Below are 18,612 nucleotides of genomic sequence, written 5' to 3'. Positions count from 1 at the left end.
TCAGACGAGGGCGACGGCCTCCTCGACGGAGAGGCCGGCGCCCTCGGCGTACGCGGCCTCGTACGCCTCGCCGCCGATCGCCTCGCGGACCCGCGCGGTGGCCCGGGCGCGCGCGTCCCGCTCCAGGCCCATCGAGACGTGGTCCGGCGGCAGCATCGCGTCGGCGGCGCCGATGCAGCGTGCGGCGTCCGCGGCGCGGCGCCCGCCGTCCACGCGGGCCAGCGCCATCGCGGCAATGGTCAGGTACCCGGAGCGCATGTGCGGGGCGATGGCCGCGGACAGCGGGTCCTCGGCCCGCACCAGCGACTTGCGGACCTTGTCCAGGCACTCCTCGTGCCGGTCCTCCAGGGTGGCGATCCAGGCCTCCGCGGCGAGGATGAAGGCGTCGAAGACGATGAAGTGGGAGATGGCGAAATCCTCCCGCAGCAGCCGCAGCTGCACCCGCGCCTCGGCGGTCCGGTCGGTCATGCCGAGCCAGCCGGCCAGAAAGAGCCGGGCGGCCGGCATGGCGCCGTTGTGCCCGGTCCCCTCGGTCCGGTCGATCACGGCGCACAGGATGCGCTCGCCCTCCTCGCCGTCGCCCGCCTCCAGCAGCACGCTGCCGAGGCGGGCCTCCAGGACGTCCACCTGGGCGTGCGCGCCGAGCCGTTCGGAGACGGGTGGTCGCCAGGTCGGCGCGCAGCGCCTCGATGTCGGCGTCCCGGCCGACGAAGGAGGTGAGCCGGGCGCGGAGGTTGCCACGGGGGCGGGCGGCGGCCGGAGCGACCGGGGCGTCTCGGCCCTCGGTCGCCGCGGTCGCCGCGGGTGCGGGGGGTGCGGCGGACGTCGCGGGCGTCCCGGGCGTCGCGGGTGTCCCGGGTGTCCCGGGCGCCGGGGTCCCGGGCATCGTGGACGTCCCGGGCGCGGCGGACGCCGCGGACGTCCCGGACACCGGGGCCCCGGGCGCCGCGGTCGTCCCGAGCGCCGGGGGATTCGCGGACGTCCCCGACGCCGGGGTCCCGGGCGCCGCAGACGCCCCGGACGCCGGGAGATTCGCGGACGTCCCGGGCGCCAGGCGCTTCGCGGGCGTCGCGGGCGTCGCGGGCGTCGCGGGCGTCGCGGGCGTCGCGGGCGTCGACGGATTGAGCAGTTCCCCGTGCAGGGCCCGTAGTTCGGGGCCCGGGTCGGTGCCGAGTCGGGCCGCGAGCAGCCGGCGTACGGCGTCGTAGGCGGCCAGTGCCTCGGCGGTGCGGCCGGTGTCGCGCAGGGCGCGCAGCCGCAGGGTCTGGAGGGACTCGTCCAGGGGGTGGCCGTCGCACAGGGCGGTCAGCTCGGGCAGGGAGTGCTCGGCCTGTCCGAGGTCGAGGGCGGCGGTGTGGCGGGCGCGCAGGACGTCCAGGTGCCGCGTCTCCCAGCGGGCCGCCTCGGCGGTGCGGTCGGGCAGGTCGACGAGGGCGGGGCCGCGCCACAGGGTGAGGGCGTCGTCGAGCGCGACGGCCGCCTTGGCGGGGTCGCCGTCGGCCAGGGCGCGGGCGCCCTCGCCGGCCAGCCGGTCGAAGCGGTGCAGGTCGACGTCGTCGGGGCCGGCGGCGAGCCGGTAACCGCCGTCGGCCGAGGCGACCGCGCCCGCGCCGAGCGTCCGGCGCAGCCGCCCGACCAGGGCTTGCAGGGCGCCCGGCGCGTCGGCGGGCGGGTCGCCGTCCCACACCTCCTGCACCAGCAGGCCCGCGGGCACGGTGCGGCCGGGCCTGAGCGCGAGGACGGTCAGCAGCGCGCGCAGCCGCGCCCCGCCGACCGGGACGGCCGTGCCGTCGGGGCGGAGAACCTGTGTGGTGCCGAGGATGCGATAGCGCACGGGGTCCATTGTCCCCGCTGTCGTCGAAGCCGGTCACGGGGTTTTGTCGGCGCGGCGCCCGGACCCCGCCCGAAGCCCCTCGGAACCTCCCGCCGCCCGCGAGACGTTTTCCCGGTGCGCCCGGTACGGTCGGGCAGTCCCCCGCAGGTCCCGCCGCGATCCTCAAGAGTCCAGGGAGTCCCATGACCACCGCCACCGCCCGCCCCAGTGACCGGCGGATCAGTCCGGTGTTCCTCGGGATCGTCGCCGTCGCCGCGGTCACGGGCTGGGCCACCTGGACCGGGTTCGCCGAGCAGCCGGGCCTGGCCGTGTTCCTGTTCGTGACGGCCGCGTGGGTCGTGTCGCTGTGCCTGCACGAGTACGCGCACGCGCGCACCGCCCTGCACAGCGGCGACATCTCGGTCGGCGCGAAGGGCTATCTCACGCTGAACCCGGTGAAGTACACGCACGCCCTGCTGAGCATCGTGCTCCCGGTGCTGTTCGTGATCATGGGCGGGATCGGTCTGCCGGGTGGTGCCGTCTTCATCGAGCGCGGGCGGATCCGGGGTCGCTGGCGGCACAGCCTGATCTCGGCGGCGGGTCCGCTGACGAACGTCCTGTTCGCCGTGGTGTGCACGGCGCCGTTCTGGCTGGACGCGCTGGACGGCGTGCCGCGCGACTTCCGGATCGCGCTGGCCTTCCTCGCGCTGCTCCAGGTCACGGCGGCGATCCTGAACTTCCTGCCGGTGCCGGGCCTGGACGGCTACGGGGTGATCGAGCCGTGGCTGTCGTACAACGTGCGGCGGCAGGTGGAGCCGCTCGCGCCGTTCGGGCTGCTGATCGTGTTCGCGCTGCTGTGGATCCCGGCCGTCAACGGCGTGTTCTTCGACGCGATCGACGCGATCCTGCGCGGTCTCGGCATCGGCGAGATCGACACGTACTGCGGCTTCGAGCTGTACCGCTTCTGGCAGACGGACGAGCTGTGCTCGGTCAGCCCGTGACGGACGTGGCGCGGCGGGCGTCCCTGCCGCGCTTGACGTAGTACCAGCACATGTTGGACGACAGCCCCGACAGCAGCACCCACACGACGCCGATCAGCACGCTGCCCTGCACGAAGGAGACGACGGCGGCGGCCACGGCGAGTACGCAGACGACCAGGGCGTAGAGGGCGAGGCGGGGCATGGTGCGGGCTCCTGTCGGGGGACACGGCGGGTACTGCGGGTATGCGGGTGCCGTGTCGCGGTCTGGCTGGCACCCACCAGTGTCCCCCATCGCCTCACACGTCCGTGACGCGGAGCCCGGCGTGTGCCTTGTAGCGGCGGTTGACGGAGATCAGGTTGGCGACCAGCGACTCGACCTGGTGGGCATTGCGCAGCCGCCCGGCGAAGACGCCGCGCATGCCGGGGATGCGCCCGGCGAGGGCCTGGACGATCTCCACGTCGGCCCGCTCCTCGCCCAGCACCATGACGTCGGTGTCGATCTCGTCGATCTCCGGGTCCTGGAGGAGGACGGCGGACAGGTGGTGGAAGGCGGCGGTGACCCGGCTGTCCGGGAGCAGGGCGGCGGCCTGCTCGGCGGCGCTGCCCTCCTCGGGCTTGAGCGCGTAGGCGCCCTTCTTGTCGAAGCCGAGCGGGTTGACGCAGTCGACGACGAGCTTGCCGGACAGTTCCCCGCGCAGGGATTCGAGGGTCTTGCCGTGGCCGTCCCAGGGCACGGCGACGATCACGACGTCGCTGCGGCGGGCGGTCTCGGCGTTGTCGGCACCCTCGACGCCGTGCCCGATCTCCTCGGCGGCGGCCTCGGCGCGCTCGGCGGCGCGGGAGCCGACGATCACCTTCTGGCCGGCCTTGGCGAGGCGGTGTGCCAGGCCCTTGCCCTGGGGGCCGGTGCCGCCGAGCACGCCGACGACCAGCCCGGATACGTCGGGCAGGTCCCAGGGGTCCTTGGCCGGAGCCTTGGCGGGGGCCTTCTGTGCAGCACTGTCGGTAGAGGTCATGGGCCGACCCTACGTCCGTCCCGACCGCCGGACGGGTTCAGGTCCCGCCCAGTGCCGGGTCGTTCCCGGGCCGTCCCCGGGTCGGGCGAATCCGGGGTGAATCCCGGGCCGCGCGGGCCGGGTTGCGGCAGGATGCGGGCCCATGGACGCCGTACGGGTCGCGCTGCTGCGCGAAGTGCTCGCCGGGACCGAGTGGCTGGGGGCCACCCGGAGGTTCGCGGGGGCGCTGCGGGGCTCCGTGGTCCCGCATGGGGGCGGGCTGCTGCTCGTGGGCACCGCGGAGTACGAGCCCTGGCATCTGGCGGCGCATCTGGTGGACGAGGCCGCCTGGTCGGGGACGCCGGAGCTGGCCCCCACGCTCGTACGGCACGACGCGCGCCCTTCGGACCCGGCGCATCTCGCGGTGGGGCCGGGGCGGCTGGCGGCTGCCCGGCGCGGGGAGACGCTGCTCGTGGTGACGCCCGACGACCCCGGTGCCCCGCTGCTGGAACGGGTGCACGACGCCCGCCGGGCCGGCGCGACGGTGCTGGCGCTGGGCACCGGCGAGCGGGAGCTGACGGCGATGGCGCACGAGACGCTGACCGTGCCGGACGGCGCCGAGCTGGACCTGGACACGGTGCAGCACCTGGTCAGCGCGGCGGCCGGGGAGAACGCGGTGCCGCCGCCCCGGGGCCGCCGCCGCTTCCGGGACCGCCTGTCCCGCCTGGCCGACCATTTGACGGCCCCGCCGCCGACCGGCTGGTAGCCCCCGCCTCCGGATCCGGTTCCTTCGACTCAGTCCTCTTCGACTCAGTCCTCTTCGGCTCAGTCCTCTTCGACTCAGTCCTCTTCGGCGCGCCCCGCGGAGGAGGAGTCGTGCCACTTGGGGTCGTTCTCCCACTCGAGGTTGCGTTCGCGGGCGGTCCGCATCGCGTGCTCGGCCTCCGTGCGGGAGGCGTACGGTCCGAAGCGGTCCTTTCCCGGGCAGTCCGGGCCCTCCTCGACCTTCTGGTGCTCCAGGCAGTAGTACCACTCACCCGGTTTTCCGACCGTGCGCTTCTTGAACAGGGCCATGACCGGCTCCTTTCGCCAGGGACATGCTCTCGTATGCCCGCTGGTTAGACTCGCTGACATGTCTGGCCAGTCGCTGCTCGTACCAGGGGAGCTGTCTCCCACCCGTTCCGTACCCGGAAACATCCGCCGACCCGAATACGTGGGCAAACCCGCGCCGACGCCGTACACCGGACCGGAGGTGCAGACGCCCGAGACGATCGAGGCGATGCGCGTGGCCGGGCGGATCGCGGCGCGGGCGATGGAGGAGGCCGCGAAGCTCATCGCGCCCGGCGTGACGACGGACGAGCTGGACCGGGTGGCGCACGCGTACATGTGCGACCACGGCGCCTACCCCTCGACGCTGGGCTACCGCGGTTTCCCCAAGTCCCTGTGCAGCTCGGTCAACGAGGTCATCTGCCACGGCATCCCCGACTCCACGGTGCTGCGCGACGGTGACATCGTCAACCTCGACGTGACGGCGTACATCGGCGGCGTGCACGGCGACAACAACGCGACGTACCTGGTCGGCGACGTGGACGAGGAGAGCCGGCTGCTGGTCGAGCGGACCCGGGAGTCGCTGGCCCGCGCGATCAAGGCGGTCCGGCCGGGCCGGCAGATCAACATCATCGGCCGGGTCATCGAGTCGTACGCGAAGCGGTTCGGGTACGGGGTGGTGCGGGACTTCACCGGCCACGGGATCAACTCGGCGTTCCACTCGGGGCTCGTCGTCCCGCACTACGACAGCCCGCACGCGACGACCGTCATCCAGCCCGGGATGACCTTCACGATCGAGCCGATGCTGACGCTCGGGACGCACGAGTACGACATGTGGGACGACGGCTGGACGGTCGTGACGAAGGACCGCAGGCGGACGGCGCAGTTCGAGCACACGCTCGTGGTGACCGACTCCGGGGCCGAGATCCTGACCCTTCCGTAGCCCCGCCCCTCCGCCACCCACTCGCCACAGGCCCGCTCTCGTCCGAGGGCGGGCCTTTCCATGTCCGGATACGCTTTACCGACAGAACGTCGGCAAGGTCATTGACTTAGGTAAGCCTAACCATGGAGGATCGGTCTCATGGACAGCTTCTCGACGCTCCTCCGCACCGCCACTCGCGAGCACCACGAGGAGGCGAACACGTCGTCGTTCATGACCGACCTGCTGGGCGGCAGGCTGGGAGTGGACGCCTTCGCCCGGTACACCGAACAGCTGTGGTTCGTGTACGAGGCCCTGGAGTCCGGAGCGGAACGACTGACGTCGGACCCGGTGGCGGGCCCCTTCGTCCGTCCCGAGCTGATGCGGCTGGCGTCGCTGGAGCGGGACCTGGACCATCTGCGGGGCCCCGGGTGGCGGGCGTCCCTCAGCGCGCTGCCGACACGCTGGCCTACGCGGACCGGGTACGCGAGTGCGCCGAGACCTGGCCGGCCGGTTACGTCGCCCATCACTACACCCGCTACCTCGGCGACCTCGCCGGCGGCCAGGTGGTCCGTGACAAGGCGGAGCGGACCTGGGGCTTCGCCAAGAAGGGCGACGGGGTCCGCTTCTACGTCTTCGAGGAGGTCACCAACCCGGCCGCGTTCAAGCGCGAGTACCGCGGGCTGCTGGACGGCATCCGCGCGGACGAGTTGGAGAAGCAGCGGGTCGTCGCCGAGTGCAAGCGGGCGTTCGTCCTGAACACGGCGGTCTTCCAGGCACTCGCCGAGGAGTTCCCGCTGTCCGCGTGAGCGCGCCCGCCCCGGAGACGAACGGGTCCCCCTCGGCCACCGTGGCCGAGGGGGACCCGGAGCGAACGGTCGACCGACTCAGTTGTCGATGTCGTAGTCGTCGCTGCGGCAGTTGATGCCGCCGAAGTACAGGTCGCCGGTGCTGGGCGTGGTGATGGCGCCGAAGTACGGGCTGCAGGTGGCGTCCTCGTCACCGTGCAGCGGGCCGTCGAACGCGGTGGCGGTCGCGGCGCCGCCGGCCGTCATGGCGGCGGTCAGCAGGACGGTGGCGAGGGCGGAGCGGATGCGCATGGGGTGCCTCTCACGTGAGGGAACGGTCAGGCCAGAGGTAACCCCTCGCGTCCGCGCGCACACGCGGTTCCACCCGTACGGCGGCTCCTGTCACCGTTCCAGGCGCACCCGTCCGCCGATCTCGACCCACCCCTCGGGTTGCGGCGCCGTCAGGATCTGTGAGCCGGCCCCCTGTGTGATGTTGAGGGCCCGGCCCAGCCGCTCGGTCAGCAGCAGCGCCGCGGCGCCCGTCGCCTCGTCCTCGTCGATGCCGTCGTCGCGGCCCCGGAAGGCGCGGGCCCGGACCCGCCCCGCCGGCTCGTCCTCCCACGCCCAGGCGTACACCCTCCCCCAGACTTCGTCCGGGGGGACCCCCATCTCGCTTCGCTCGCCCGGCGGCGGCACCGGCAGGTCGTCGACCTCGGCGACGGTGGCGTACTGGCGCAGGGTGCGCGGCGGGGCCCACTCGGGGCGGGCCTCGATCCAGCTGAACTCGCCGTCCAGGCGGGTGCCCACCACTCCGGCCGGGGTGACGAGCTCGGGCACGTCGAGCAGCCAGGCCGTACCGACGCAGGGGTGGCCGGCGAACGGCAGGCGCAGGGTGGGCGTGTAGATGTCGACGACGCCGCGCTCGGGATCGTCGACGAACACGGTCTCGCTGAAGCCGAGCTTCGCGGCGAACTCCTGCCGCTCGGCGGGATCCGGCAGCACGGAGCCGTCCCGGACGACGCCGAGCTCTTTGCCGTATCCGCCGTTCGGCGCGCAGAAGACGCGCAGTACGTCGTAGTCAGTCACCGGGGCATTCAAGCATCGCTCGCCGACGGCCGGATCGGCGTGGGGGTCTCGTCGAACGGCGGGGTGCCGAGTGTCTCCGCGTACGCCCGCGCCAGGGCGGCGTGCCGGCGTTCGGTGTCCGGGCCGCCGGGGCGGGCCGCCCCGGCCCGCGACGGCCCCGACGGGTTACCGCCGCGTCCGCCGCTTGCGCGCGGCGAAGACCGCCCCCGCGCCGGTCGCGACCGCGACGCCGGCCGCGGCGCCCAGGGCCGGGCCCGGGAGGTCCGCGCCGGTGGAGGCCAGGCTGCCGCCGCCGATCGCGCCGCCCGTGGTCGTGCCGGTGCCGCCGGTGGTGGATCCGGTGCCTCCGGTCGCCGAGGGGGTCGTACGCGTCCACGGCCGCCCGGTGACGGAGTGGTCCGCGCCGGAACTGGCGCTGCGCCGGGCCGTGCTGCCCCAGTCGGCGTCGCTGTCCTTCCCGTTCCCGGTGGCGGAGGTGGTCCGGATGGGCCGGGCGCCCTGGGCGGGGAGTGACCTGGCGGACGAGGACGACGCGGCCGTGGCCGAGGCGATGGCGCGCACGGAGGTGACCGGCTTCGCCGGGCGGCCGTTCTCCGCGCTCAGCGGCGGCGAGCGGGCCCGGGTGGCGCTCGCCCGCGTACTCGCGCAGCGCGCTCCCCTGCTGCTGCTCGACGAGCCGACCGCGGCACTGGACCTGCGCCACCAGGAGCTGGTGCTGCGGCTGTGCCGGGAACGGGCGCGGGCCGGGGACGCGGTGGCCGTCGTACTGCACGACCTGTCACTGGCGGCGGCGTACGCGGACCGGGTCGTGATCCTGCGCGCGGGCCGCGTCGCGGCCGACGGGCCGCCGACGGAGGTCCTCTCCGAGGGGCTCCTCTCCGAGGTCTACGACCAGCCGGTGGAGGTACTGCCGCACCCGCGCACGGGGGCGCCGCTGGTCGTCCCGAGGCGCGAGCCGTGACGTGAGGTCACGGTGTGGCCGCTGTACCCGGTCCCGGCGCTCGCGCGCCACCTCGTCCCGGTAGGGTTCGCCTCCGGGAAGGGGAAGGTGAAGGAACCTGATGAGCAGGGATCGCGGCCCTCGTTGGCCCCGCAGGCTTGACCGGAGCGCGCTGATAGCGGCCTCGGCGACCGCTTTGTCGTTGACGGCAAGCGGATGTGTGGTGGTGCACGGCGAGCGCGAGGTGCTCCCGTCGGCCACCCGGGCCGAGGCGGCGAAGGCGCTCCAACAGTTCACCTCCGCCTACAACGCGGCCGACAAGGCCTACGACCCCTCGCTGGACGCCGAGCACACCACCGGCGCTCTCGCCGCCATCGACTCGGCGCGGCTGGAGGCGGGCCGGGCCAACAACCCGGACGGCAACCCGTCGCACACGCCGCTGGAGCTGACGGACGCGAAGTTCACGATCCCGAAGAAGGCGGGCTGGCCGCGCTGGTTCGTCGCGGACACCAAGGCCAACAAGGGCGGCGACGCCCGCTGGCTGCTGGTCTTCACCCGCCACGGCCTGGAGGAGACCTGGCAGGCGGCCTACCTGACGCTGGTCGCGCCCGACAAGGTGCCCGAGTTCAAGACCGACCGGGACGGCTGGGCCGAGGCCGTCCCCGCGAACTCCACCGACCTGGCCGTTCCGCCGGCCGACCTGAGCAAGGACTACACGACGTATCTGCGGAACGGCGGGAAGACCTTCGCGGACGGCGCCCACACCAGTTCCTGGCGGGAGTTGCGCGAGAAGCGGTCGACCCGCCCCGGCCTGGTCACGCAGTACATCGACGAGCCGCTGACAAACGGCGACTACGCGCCGCTGGCGCTGCGCACGGAGGACGGCGGGGCGCTGGTGTTCTTCACCACACGGCACTTCGAGAAGCAGACCTCGGCGCGAGGCGCGTCGGTGCCGACGCCGAACAAGGACGTACTGGCGCTGACGGACGGCGAGATCAAGCAGTCGCTGACGATGGAGTTCGTCTCCAACGAGATCGCGCTCGACCCGGCGGAGGGCTCGGGGAACGGGCAGGTGTCGGTCCTGGGGCGGGTCCAGGGTCTGACGTCGGCGAAGGGCGAGTAGCGGCGGGTGGCGCCGCGCTCGCTCAGCGGCGCAGCGGCCAGGCCGTGCCGGCGTGGTCGCTCTCCTCGCCGGCGTGCCGGGCACCGGCGTCGGTGAGGATCTCCAGCAGGGTCAACGGGTCCGGCAGCGGGTGCTCCGGGCCGCGTACCCAGTGCACCGTCCGGTCCTCGCCGGGCAGGCGGGCGGGCGGTACGAGGACGTAGGAGCCGCGGCAGTGCCAGCGCAGGCCCGGATGCTCGTCCATCGTCTCGGGGTGGCAGTCCAGCTCGCAGGGCCACCACTCGTCCTCGGACTCGGGGGTGCCGCGGGTGAGGGTGAACAGCAGCATGCGGCCGTCGTCGCTCTCGGCGACCGGGCCGACCTCGATACCGGCGTCGAGCAGGCGCCGAAGCGCCTCGCGACCGGCCTGGAGCGGGACGTCGAGGACGTCGTGCACCATGCCGGTCGCGGTGATGAAGTTGGCCTCGGGCTGGTGGCGGGCCCAGCGCTCGATCTGCGCGCGGTCGGTGGTGGACTGCGTCTGCCAGGCGAACGACACCGGGTGCCGGGCGGGGGTGGGACAGCCGACGCGGTCGCACGAGCAGCGGTATCCGGCCGGGTGCGCGGCGGGCGCCAGGGGCAGGCCCGCACCGGCGGCGGCGAGCAGCAGGTCCTCCCGGCCACCGTCACCGGCGGCCTCCTTGGGCCGGCGTCCGCGCAGCCATCGGGAGAGTTTGCCCTGCAGACCGCTCCGACCGCCGAACTCCGCGCTCATCTATCCCCTTCGCCTCGCCGTCGTGCGCACCAGCATGCCCTATGGTCGCACCATTCGGCGCTTCGGGGTCGGGAAGGGACAAACTTCCCTGGTCAGGCTACTTCGGTCGGGCTTTGTCGGTCGGGCTTTTTCGGTCAGGCTTCTTGGTCGGGCTTCTTCGGTCAGCGCGGGGCGAGCCCGTGGAGCGCGTAGTCGACGAGTGTGTCGGTGTAGGCGTGGGAGATGGGCCCGGTGTGCTGGAGCCAGCGCTGGGCGAGCGGGGAGACGAAGAGTTCCAGTCCGATGCGCGGGTCGATCTCCGGTCGCACCTGCCCGGCGTCCTGGGCGGCGCGCAGCCGGTCGGCGTGGAGCTGGAGCGACGGCTCCAGGAGCCTGGCGACGAACTCACGGCCGAGCTGTTCGTTGACGACGCCCTCCGCGGCCAGGGCGCGGTAGGGGGCCTCGAACTTGGGATCCCGCAGTTCGTCGACGGTGGCGCGCAGCACGGCCTTGAGGTCGGCGGCGACGTCACCGGTGTCCGGGATGGCGTACGCCTCCTCGCCGGCGGCCTGCACGGCCCGCTCGCCCAGGTCGAGGAAGGCCTCCAGCAGGACGTCGCCCTTCGAGGCCCACCAGCGGTAGATCGTCTGCTTGCCGACACCGGCGCGGGCGGCGATGCCCTCGATGGTGGTCTTGGGGTAGCCGACCTCCGCGACGAGGGCGAGAGCGGCATCGTAGATGGACTGACGGGACCGTTGGCTGCGACGGGTGGCGTCGGGGTGCGGCCTGACGGGCGCGGGAGTCGGGACGTGGGCTGGTTTCTGAGCGGCCATGTCTCGAATTTATCAGGTTGACAAGACGGTACGTCTCGCCGGACAGTGGGACCCATGAAGAACGAGACGCAACGTCTCGTCCCACGAGAGGAGAAGCCCATGTCCCGAGGTGGAGCCGGAAACATGCTGGGCGTCGGCGGCACGCGCCGGAAGCTCGGCCGCAACGCCCTGCGCGGCAGCGACCGCAACGGCAGGATCGGCGGCGGACTGGACCCGCAGAGCCAGAAACGGGAACTGCTGCGCAAGCTCCAGGAACGGCAGCGGCAGCAGACACAGGAAGGCGAGCCCGCGAGCGACGAGGCATCGTGAGCGGGTTGCACGCCCCCGCCCCCTCGGCCAACGCCCCTACCGCGTATGGGCGTTGGCCTCCAGCTCCGGTGGGGGCCAGGGATCCCCCCAGTCCGCGTCCCGGGCGGCCTTGTACAGGTCGCCGTGCCGCTTGGTGACCGTCCGGCGGCGAAGCTGCTCGTCGGGCTCGCACAGGTCGAGCAGTACCTGACCCTTGCGGATCTGCGGACGCCGGACCACGCGGGAGGGGGCGGGGTCGACCGGGAGCCGGGTGGCGGCGACATAGCTGAACTTCTCGTCCTCGTAGGCGAGGGAGCCGCCCTTGACCTGGCGGTGCAGGGAGGAACGGCTGACCCGCGCCGCGAAGTGGCACCAGTCCGTGCCGGGGACGATGGGGCAGGCGGCGCTGTGCGGGCAGGGGGCGGCGACCTGGAACCCGGCGGAGATCAGCCGGTCGCGGGCCTCGATGACACGGGCGTACCCGTCCGGGGTGCCGGCCTCCACGATCACGACGGCCTGCGCGGCGGAGGCGGCGACGTCGACGAGGGCGGCGCGGTCTGCGGGGGTCAGCTCGTTGAGCACGTAGGAGACGGTGACGAGATCAGTGCTCTCGACGGTGAGCGCCGCTCCGATCCGAGAGCGCTGCCAACGTACGTCGCGCAGGGCCGGGTGGGCGGCGGCGATCTCCCGGCCGAGGGCCAGCGCGGGCTCGGCCCAGTCGAGCACGGTCACCGGACGAACGCCGCCCCAGGTGGCGCTGGCGGCCCAGGTGGCCGCGCCGGTCCCGCCGCCGACGTCGACATGGCTCCCGGGCACCCACCCGGGCACGGCGTCCGCGAACGCCGCCAACGCCGACCGCACCGCCGCGAAGGTCGCCGGCATGCGGTACGCGGCGTAGGCGACGACGTCCGCGCGGTCCCGCAGGATCGGGGCGTCGGTCGGGGTGGCCCCGCGGTAGTTGGCGATCAGCCGCTCCACGGCCTGCGCGGCCTGCCGGGGCGGCAGCCCGTCGACGAGGTCGGCGAGGGCGACGCGCAGGGTGTCGGCGGGGGCGGCGGGGTCGTTCACCCGGCGATTCTACGGGGCGGGGCGGGGCGGGGCGGGGTGACGGTGTGCGGGCGCGCGGCCCGGCGCTGCCGGGGTGCCCGGCGTGGGTGCGGGCCGGGGGTGGGTCGCGCGGCCCGGCGCTGGCGGGGCGCCCGGCGTAGGTGCGGGCCGGGGGTGGGTCGCGCGGCCCGGCGCTACCGGGGCGCCCGGCGTAGGTGCGGGCCGGGGGTGGGTCGCGCGGCCCGGCGCTGCCGGGGCGCCCGGCGTAGGTGTGGGCCGGGGGTGAGTCGCGCGGTCCGGCGCTACCGGGGCGCCCGGCGTGGGTGCGGGCCGGGGGTGGGTCGCGCGGCCCGGCGCTGGCGGGGTGCCGCTGCGCCCACCCGTGCCGCCCCAGCGGCACGACTGCCCGCAGCTGCGCGGGGCGGGGCGGGGTGGGACGGGCGGGAAGCCGCGTACGGCGAGAAGGGACGTGTCGGGGGGTGTTCGCCCGCAGTGGTTGGCGCGTCAACTGACGGCACTTCCGTGGCCGACCGATTCCGCGCCGTTCCGAGGACGGACACCCCCCGGCGCGGCCCGACCCACAACACAACGCACCGCGCTACCCGCACCCCCACCGAACCCGCGCAGGCCGCCGCAGGCACTCCGCGCCCCGCTCAAATCTCCCGCACAGCCCGCGCCACCCGCGTCCCCAACGCAGCCCGAGGCCCGTTGTCCGGCGCCCGGCGGCGCGGATGGACCGTGTTGGCGAGGAAGACCGCGAAAGTGTCCGTACCCCGGTCGAGGACCAGCATCGTGCCCGTGAACCCGGTGTGCCCGGCCGCCCCGCGCCCCGCCAGCTCGCCCATGAACCACGGCTGGTCCAGGGCGAACCCGAGCCCCGGCTCGGTCAGGAGCAGCTCCACGAAATCGGAGCCGAGGATCCGCGCCGGCCCGTACGAGCCGCCCGCCAGCAGCGCACGGCAGAAGACGGCCAGGTCCCGCCCCGTCGAGAAGAGTCCCGCGTGACCGGCCACCCCGCCCAGCGCCCACGCGTTCTCGTCGTGGACGACGCCCCGCAGCATCCCCCGGTCCGCCTTGGCCCACGGCCTGCGCTGGTCCTCCGTCGCCGCCGCCCCCGGGCACGGCCCGAAGTGTGTCGCCGTCATGCCCAGCGGCCGGGTGATCCCGTCGTGGACGAGGACGTCGAGGCCGCGGCCGGTGACGCGTTCCAGGACCTGCTGGAGGAGCAGCATGTTCAGGTCCGAGTAGCAGTACGTGCCGGGCACCCCCACCGGCGGCTCCGCCCGCAGCCGCCGCAGTCGTTCCTCGTCGTCGGCGCAGTCGTACAGCGGGAGTTCGGGCCGCAGCCCCGAGGTGTGGGTGAGCAGCTGCCGCACCGTGACGCCGTGCGCGGCAGCGGCCCGGAAGTCCGGCAGATACGCCCCGACCTTGGCGTCGATGCCGAGCGTGCCCCGTTCGATCTGCTGCACGGCGGCGACCGCCGTGAACACCTTCGTGAGGGACGCCAGGTCGAAGGGCGTGCCGACGGTCATCGGCACCCGGGAGCGGGCGGGCAGTTCCACGCCCGTGTCGGTGCGCGGGTCGTAGGAGGCATAGCGCACGGCCCAGCCCGCCGCCTCCTCGACGGCGAGCACGGGTCCGCGTCCGACGGCCACCACGGCACCCGCCGTCCAGGGGCGCTCGCCGGTGGTGAGGCCGTGCACCTCCTCGACGACACGGCGGAGCTGCCCGGGGTCGAGTCCGGCCCGCTCCGGGGTGCCGCTGCGCAGTCTCGGAGCGCTCAGCTGTCTTCTCCCTCGCCCGTCGTCCGTCCCGTGCCAGGACGACACATCCCCACCAGGAAGGCGAGTGCCACCAGCGCCGCCGCCAGCTGGACCACGGCCATCGGCAGGGCGGTGTCCTCCCCCGCGATCCCGACGAGCGGGGAGGCGATGGCGCCGATGAGGAAGGAGGACGTGCCGAGCAGCGCCGAGGCGGAGCCGGCGGACTTCCTGACCCGCATCAGGGCGAGCGCCTGGGTGTTGGGCATGCTGATGCCCATCGCGGACATCAGCACGAACAGCGCGGCGGCGACCGGCACCAGGCCGACCTCGCCGAAGACGCCCAGGGTCATCAGCAGCAGGGCGGTCGCGGCGGCGATGACGATCAGGAGGCCGAGGCCCAGCACCCGGTCCAGCCGGACCCGTCCGACCAGGACCTTGCCGTTGATCTGCCCCACGATGATCAGGCCGATCGAGTTGAGGCCGAACAGCAGGCTGAACGTCTGCGGGGAGGCCCCGTAGATCTCCTGGATGACGAACGGGGACGCCGAGACGTAGGCGAACAGCGCGGCGAAGGTGAAGCCGCCCGCGAGCATGTACCCGGTGAAGGCGCGGTCGGCGAGCAGCTCGCGCATCGCGCGCAGGGTGTCGCCGACCCCGCCCCCGTGCCGTTCCTCCTCCGGGAGCGTCTCGGGCAGCTTGGCCCACACGACGACGCCCAGCACCACCCCGACCACGGTGAGCACGACGAACACGCCCCGCCAGTCCGTCACCCGCAGGATCTGCCCGCCGATGAGCGGCGCGACGATCGGCGCGACTCCGGAGATCAGCATGAGGGTGGAGAAGAAGCGGGCCATGGCCACGCCGTCGTACAGGTCCCGGACGACGGCGCGGGCGATGACGATCCCGGCGGCGCCCGCGAGTCCCTGCGCCAGCCGGAAGGCGACGAGGAGTTCGACGGTGGGCGCGAACGCGCACAGGACGGTGGCGACGACGTAGATCGCGAGACCGGCCAGGAGCGGGCGGCGGCGGCCCCACTTGTCGCTCATCGGTCCGACCACGAGCTGGCCGAGCGCCATGCCGGCCAGGCAGGCGGTGAGCGTGAGCTGGACGGTCGCGGCGGGCGCGTGGAGGGACCGGGTGACCTCCGGGAGCGCTGGGAGGTACATGTCCATCGCCAGCGGCGGCGTGGCGGTCAGGCCGCCGAGGATGAGTGTGACGAGCAGGCCGGTACGGCGGGTGGCGCGCAGCGAGCGGGCGGCCGGTCCCGTTTCCGGTCCGGCCGCCTGCGCAGGCTTCGAGGTCTTCAGTGTGGTGTCCGGTGGCGTGTGCGGTATGGACGGCCCGCGCTCGGGCATGTGCCCCTCCCTCTTCGACAGATCCGCCACCTATGCTCTCAGCTCGTACGGACTTGAACGAACAGACTCGAACAACCTGAGCGAGGGTGGGGCAGGGTGTCAGCGGTGACCGGGCAGAAGGTGCGCTGGGGGATTCTGGCGACCGGCGGGATGGCGGCGACGTTCACGGCGGATCTGGTCGATCTGCCGGACGCGGAGGTCGTGGCGGTGGCCTCGCGGACGGAGGCGTCGGCGAAGGCGTTCGCGGAGCGGTTCGGGATACCGCGGGCGTACGGCGACTGGGAGACGCTGGCGCGGGACGAGGACGTCGACGTGGTGTACGTCGCCACTCCGCACTCGGCGCACCGGACGGCCGCCGGCCTGTGCCTGGAGGCGGGGCGGAACGTGCTGTGCGAGAAGCCGTTCACGCTGAACGCGCGCGAGGCGGCGGAGCTGGTCGCGCTCGCCCGGCAGGGCGGCGGCTTCCTGATGGAAGCGATGTGGATGTACTGCAACCCGCTGGTACGGCGACTGAAGTCACTGGTCGACGAAGGCGCGATCGGCGAGATCCGCAGCGTCCAGGCGGACTTCGGGCTGGCGGGTCCCTTCCCGCCCGCGCACCGTCTCCGCGACCCCGCGCAGGGTGGCGGCGCGCTGCTCGACCTGGGGGTGTACCCGGTGTCGTTCGCCCAGCTGCTGCTCGGTGAGCCGTCGGACATCGCGGCGCGAGCGGTGCTCTCCGACGAGGGCGTCGATCTCCAGACGGGTGCACTGCTCTCCTACGAGAGCGGCGCTCTCGCTTCGGTGCACTGCTCCATCACCGGCGGTACGCCCAACTCCGCCTCGGTCACCGGCTCCAAGGGCCGCATCGACGTCCCGTGCGGCTTCTTCTTCCCGGACCATTTCGTCCTGCACCGGGACGGCCAGGACCCGCAGGAGTTCCGGGCCGACCCGGGAGACGGCCCCCGGGCGAGCCTCAAGCACGAGGCCCGGGAGGTGATGCGCGCCCTGCGCGCCGGTGAGACCGAGTCCCCGCTGGTCCCGCTCGACGGCACCCTGGCCGTGATGCGGACGCTCGACGCGATCCGGGACCGCGTCGGCGCCCGCTACCCGGGAGAGACAGGAGAGACGAGCGAGCCGGTCGTCACGCCGGCTTGAGCCCCTGCTCCCCCACCTCCGTCACGAAGGACCCGGCGGTCGTCAGCGGCGCGCCCTGCGTGGTCACGTGGGACACCGTCTTGAAGTCGGCGCGCGCGGACTTCCGGCCGAGTGACACGGTCGCGTAGCCGCGCCGCCCGTTGAAGAACTTCAGGTGCGGGTTGGCGGCCATGAGCGTGTCCCAGTTGGACGGCTTCTCCGAGCCGTCGCGCCCGCTGGTGACGGAGGTGGTGACGATCTCGGTGCCCAGGGTCCGGGAGCCGGGGTCGTCGAAGTCGCGCTTGATGTCGAAGCCGTAGGAGACGTGCACGTCGCCGGTGAGGACCATGAGGTTCTCGATGCCGGCGGCCTGCGCGCCGGCCAGCACCCGCTCGCGGGAGGCCGGGTAGCCGTCCCAGGAGTCCATGGAGACCTTGGACGGCGTGGTGGTCATGTTGTACCGCCGCGAGAAGGTGACCTGCTGGGGCACCACGTTCCACAGGGCGTTCGACCGGTGCCAGCCGTTGATCAGCCAGCGTTCCTGGGCGTCGCCGGTCAGCGTGCGGCTCGGGTCCTCGGACTCGGGGCCGGGGAACTGCCAGCCGTCGCCGTAGGCCTGGTTGGAGCGGTACTGGCGGGTGTCGAGCACGTCGAACTGGGCCAGCCGGCCCCAGTGCAGGCGGCGGTAGAGCTTCAGGTCGGCTCCGTCGGGCAGCTGCGGGCGGCGCAGCGGCATGTTCTCCCAGTAGGCCCGGTAGGCGGCGGCCCGACGGATGAGGAACTCCTCCGGCGGGACGCTGTTCTCCGGCGTCTCGTCGGCGTAGTTGTTCTCGGTCTCGTGGTCGTCCCAGGTGACGACGAACGGGTGCGCGGCGTGCGCGGCCCGCAGGTCGGGGTCCGACTTGTAGAGGGCGTACCGCAGGCGGTAGTCCTCTAGGGTCACCGTCTCGCGCTTGAACAGGGAGGGCAGGGTGCCGGCCGGGTAGGCGCGCCGGCCGGCGACGTCGTCGACGGCGTACTCGTAGAGGTAGTCGCCGAGGTGGAAGACGACGTCCACGTCCTCCTGGGCCAGGTGCTTGTACGCCGTGTAGTAGCCCTCGTCGTACTTCTGGCAGGAGACCACGCCGAAGGTGAGGTCGGAGACCCGGCTGCGCTGCGCGGGCGCGGTGCGGGTGCGGCCGGCCGGGCTGACCCAGCGGCCGGCGCGGAAGCGGTAGTAGTAGACGTGGCCGGGCGCGAGGTGGTCCACCTCGACGTGCACGGTGTGGTGGAACTCGGGGTGGGCGGTGGCCTTGCCCCGTCTGACGACGCGGCGGAACCGTTCGTCGAGGGCGAGTTCCCAGCCCACGTCGACGCGTTTGGCGGGCAGGCCGCTGTCGGCCTGGTACGGGGCGGGGGCCAGGCGCGTCCACAGCAGGACGGAGTCGGACTGCGGGTCGCCGGAGGCGACGCCGAGCGTGAAGGGGTCGTCGGTGAGCCGTGCCGCGTCGAGTTCGGCGGCGCTCGCGGTGCCGGCGGCCGGCAGGTTCACGGAGAAGGCGAGCGCGGCGGCGGCGCCGGTGACGGTCAGGAAGCGACGGCGGCCCAGGTGGCGGGCGGCGGCGCGGAGTTCGGGCGCGTGCGAGGGCTGGGACTGGGCCTGGTGGTTCGCGGGTGTCATCCGTTCCTCCCCATGCAGTGGTTGCACGGGGCATTCGAATGGCCGGGGAAGACCCTGGCTTGGTGCGGACATGGCGATCCCATGTCGGATGGATGAGTTCCGCATGATCCGCCACGCGTACGCTGC

At 73.4% G+C, this 18,612-nt stretch carries 19 protein-coding genes and 3 pseudogenes; 9 read left to right on the top strand and 13 right to left on the bottom strand.

All coding sequences use genetic code 11. From position 1 onward, the window contains the following. Positions 1–741, bottom strand: coding sequence for a hypothetical protein (locus ACFCZF_RS10855; protein ID WP_376671374.1), 741 nt, complete (start codon positions 739–741; stop codon positions 1–3). Next, positions 647–1,843: pseudogene (locus tag ACFCZF_RS10850) on the bottom strand (BTAD domain-containing putative transcriptional regulator); the annotation flags it as partial. The gene ACFCZF_RS10855 and the pseudogene ACFCZF_RS10850, both read right to left, overlap by 95 nt. A gap of 173 nt (positions 1,844–2,016) precedes the next feature. On the opposite strand from ACFCZF_RS10850, the gene ACFCZF_RS10845 reads away from it, so the two are divergent. Continuing rightward, the gene (locus tag ACFCZF_RS10845) at positions 2,017–2,814 is read left to right on the top strand and encodes a site-2 protease family protein (RefSeq protein ID WP_375918885.1); all 798 of its coding nucleotides are present in this window, start codon (positions 2,017–2,019) and stop codon (positions 2,812–2,814) included. Here the strand turns inward: ACFCZF_RS10845 and ACFCZF_RS10840 are convergent. Both ACFCZF_RS10840 and npdG read right to left on the bottom strand, forming a co-directional pair. Next, positions 2,804–2,995 (bottom strand): hypothetical protein, encoded by a 192-nt coding sequence (locus ACFCZF_RS10840; protein WP_375918888.1) that lies wholly within the window; start codon positions 2,993–2,995, stop codon positions 2,804–2,806. The genes ACFCZF_RS10845 and ACFCZF_RS10840 overlap by 11 nt on opposite strands. 94 nt (positions 2,996–3,089) lie before the next feature. Continuing rightward, positions 3,090–3,809, bottom strand: coding sequence for an NADPH-dependent F420 reductase (gene npdG / locus ACFCZF_RS10835; RefSeq protein ID WP_376671373.1), 720 nt, complete (start codon positions 3,807–3,809; stop codon positions 3,090–3,092). Positions 3,810–3,951: 142 nt separating this feature from the next. Between npdG and ACFCZF_RS10830 the strand changes: the two genes are divergently transcribed. After that, the gene (locus ACFCZF_RS10830; RefSeq protein WP_375918894.1) at positions 3,952–4,554 is read left to right on the top strand and encodes a hypothetical protein; all 603 of its coding nucleotides are present in this window, start codon (positions 3,952–3,954) and stop codon (positions 4,552–4,554) included. A 74-nt stretch (positions 4,555–4,628) separates the two neighbouring features. Here ACFCZF_RS10830 and ACFCZF_RS10825 read toward each other — a convergent pair whose 3' ends face one another. Then, a complete protein-coding gene (locus ACFCZF_RS10825; protein WP_375918896.1) occupies positions 4,629–4,862 on the bottom strand; it encodes a hypothetical protein in 234 nt (77 codons plus the stop codon). A 58-nt stretch (positions 4,863–4,920) separates the two neighbouring features. Here ACFCZF_RS10825 and map point away from each other — a divergent pair, with 58 nt between their 5' ends. Further along, complete coding sequence (gene map / locus ACFCZF_RS10820; RefSeq protein ID WP_376671372.1) at positions 4,921–5,778, top strand: type I methionyl aminopeptidase; 858 nt, start codon at positions 4,921–4,923, stop codon at positions 5,776–5,778. Between the two features lie 138 nt (positions 5,779–5,916). Next, positions 5,917–6,563, top strand: a pseudogene (locus ACFCZF_RS10815) (heme oxygenase (biliverdin-producing)). Between the two features lie 78 nt (positions 6,564–6,641). Here the strand turns inward: ACFCZF_RS10815 and ACFCZF_RS10810 are convergent. After that, positions 6,642–6,854, bottom strand: a complete 213-nt coding sequence (locus tag ACFCZF_RS10810) for a hypothetical protein (protein ID WP_210958736.1) — start codon at positions 6,852–6,854, stop codon at positions 6,642–6,644. A gap of 90 nt (positions 6,855–6,944) precedes the next feature. Next, complete coding sequence (locus tag ACFCZF_RS10805) at positions 6,945–7,628, bottom strand: PhzF family phenazine biosynthesis protein (protein ID WP_376671371.1); 684 nt, start codon at positions 7,626–7,628, stop codon at positions 6,945–6,947. Between the two features lie 184 nt (positions 7,629–7,812). On the opposite strand from ACFCZF_RS10805, the gene ACFCZF_RS10800 reads away from it, so the two are divergent. The 3 genes and pseudogenes from ACFCZF_RS10800 (at position 7,813) to ACFCZF_RS10790 (ending at position 9,691) form a co-directional block, all read left to right on the top strand. Beyond that, positions 7,813–8,589 carry an ATP-binding cassette domain-containing protein gene (locus ACFCZF_RS10800; protein WP_376671370.1) on the top strand — a complete coding sequence of 259 codons (777 nt, stop codon included), beginning with the start codon at positions 7,813–7,815 and terminating at the stop codon, positions 8,587–8,589. 3 nt (positions 8,590–8,592) lie between these two features. Beyond that, positions 8,593–8,730: pseudogene (locus tag ACFCZF_RS10795) on the top strand (iron transporter); the annotation flags it as partial. After that, positions 8,690–9,691 carry a hypothetical protein gene (locus ACFCZF_RS10790; RefSeq protein ID WP_376671369.1) on the top strand — a complete coding sequence of 334 codons (1,002 nt, stop codon included), beginning with the start codon at positions 8,690–8,692 and terminating at the stop codon, positions 9,689–9,691. The pseudogene ACFCZF_RS10795 and the gene ACFCZF_RS10790, both read left to right, overlap by 41 nt. Before the next feature lie 22 nt (positions 9,692–9,713). Here the strand turns inward: ACFCZF_RS10790 and ACFCZF_RS10785 are convergent, their stop codons facing one another. Together ACFCZF_RS10785 and ACFCZF_RS10780 are read right to left on the bottom strand one after the other, a co-directional pair. Next, positions 9,714–10,445, bottom strand: a complete 732-nt coding sequence (locus ACFCZF_RS10785; protein WP_376671368.1) for a bifunctional DNA primase/polymerase — start codon at positions 10,443–10,445, stop codon at positions 9,714–9,716. 161 nt (positions 10,446–10,606) lie between these two features. Next, entirely contained in the window at positions 10,607–11,257 is a 651-nt protein-coding gene (locus tag ACFCZF_RS10780) for a TetR/AcrR family transcriptional regulator (RefSeq protein WP_376671367.1), read from the bottom strand. Positions 11,258–11,356: 99 nt separating this feature from the next. Here ACFCZF_RS10780 and ACFCZF_RS10775 point away from each other — a divergent pair, with 99 nt between their 5' ends. Continuing rightward, positions 11,357–11,566, top strand: coding sequence for a DUF6243 family protein (locus tag ACFCZF_RS10775; protein ID WP_376671366.1), 210 nt, complete (start codon positions 11,357–11,359; stop codon positions 11,564–11,566). Between the two features lie 36 nt (positions 11,567–11,602). On the opposite strand, the gene ACFCZF_RS10770 is transcribed toward ACFCZF_RS10775, so the two are convergent. The 3 genes from ACFCZF_RS10770 to ACFCZF_RS10760 all read right to left on the bottom strand — a co-directional run bounded on the left by ACFCZF_RS10770 (position 11,603) and on the right by ACFCZF_RS10760 (position 15,710). Beyond that, positions 11,603–12,613, bottom strand: coding sequence for a small ribosomal subunit Rsm22 family protein (locus ACFCZF_RS10770; protein WP_376671365.1), 1,011 nt, complete (start codon positions 12,611–12,613; stop codon positions 11,603–11,605). A gap of 632 nt (positions 12,614–13,245) precedes the next feature. Then, positions 13,246–14,421 carry a serine hydrolase domain-containing protein gene (locus tag ACFCZF_RS10765; protein WP_376671364.1) on the bottom strand — a complete coding sequence of 392 codons (1,176 nt, stop codon included), beginning with the start codon at positions 14,419–14,421 and terminating at the stop codon, positions 13,246–13,248. Beyond that, positions 14,373–15,710 (bottom strand): multidrug effflux MFS transporter, encoded by a 1,338-nt coding sequence (locus ACFCZF_RS10760; RefSeq protein ID WP_376671363.1) that lies wholly within the window; start codon positions 15,708–15,710, stop codon positions 14,373–14,375. Before ACFCZF_RS10760 ends, ACFCZF_RS10765 begins: the two co-directional genes overlap by 49 nt. A gap of 105 nt (positions 15,711–15,815) precedes the next feature. Between ACFCZF_RS10760 and ACFCZF_RS10755 the strand changes: the two genes are divergently transcribed. Continuing rightward, positions 15,816–16,847, top strand: coding sequence for a Gfo/Idh/MocA family protein (locus tag ACFCZF_RS10755; protein ID WP_376671362.1), 1,032 nt, complete (start codon positions 15,816–15,818; stop codon positions 16,845–16,847). On the opposite strand, the gene ACFCZF_RS10750 is transcribed toward ACFCZF_RS10755, so the two are convergent. Continuing rightward, positions 16,834–18,486 (bottom strand): alkaline phosphatase D family protein, encoded by a 1,653-nt coding sequence (locus tag ACFCZF_RS10750; RefSeq protein WP_376671361.1) that lies wholly within the window; start codon positions 18,484–18,486, stop codon positions 16,834–16,836. The genes ACFCZF_RS10755 and ACFCZF_RS10750 overlap by 14 nt on opposite strands. Positions 18,487–18,612: the final 126 nt, after the last annotated feature.

The sequence above is a fragment of the Streptomyces sp. NPDC056296 genome (assembly GCF_042268605.1).
In the GTDB taxonomy this organism is placed as follows: domain Bacteria; phylum Actinomycetota; class Actinomycetes; order Streptomycetales; family Streptomycetaceae; genus Streptomyces.
The sequence above is the reverse complement of the archived record's forward strand: the minus strand, read 5'-3'. Positions and strand labels throughout refer to the sequence as shown.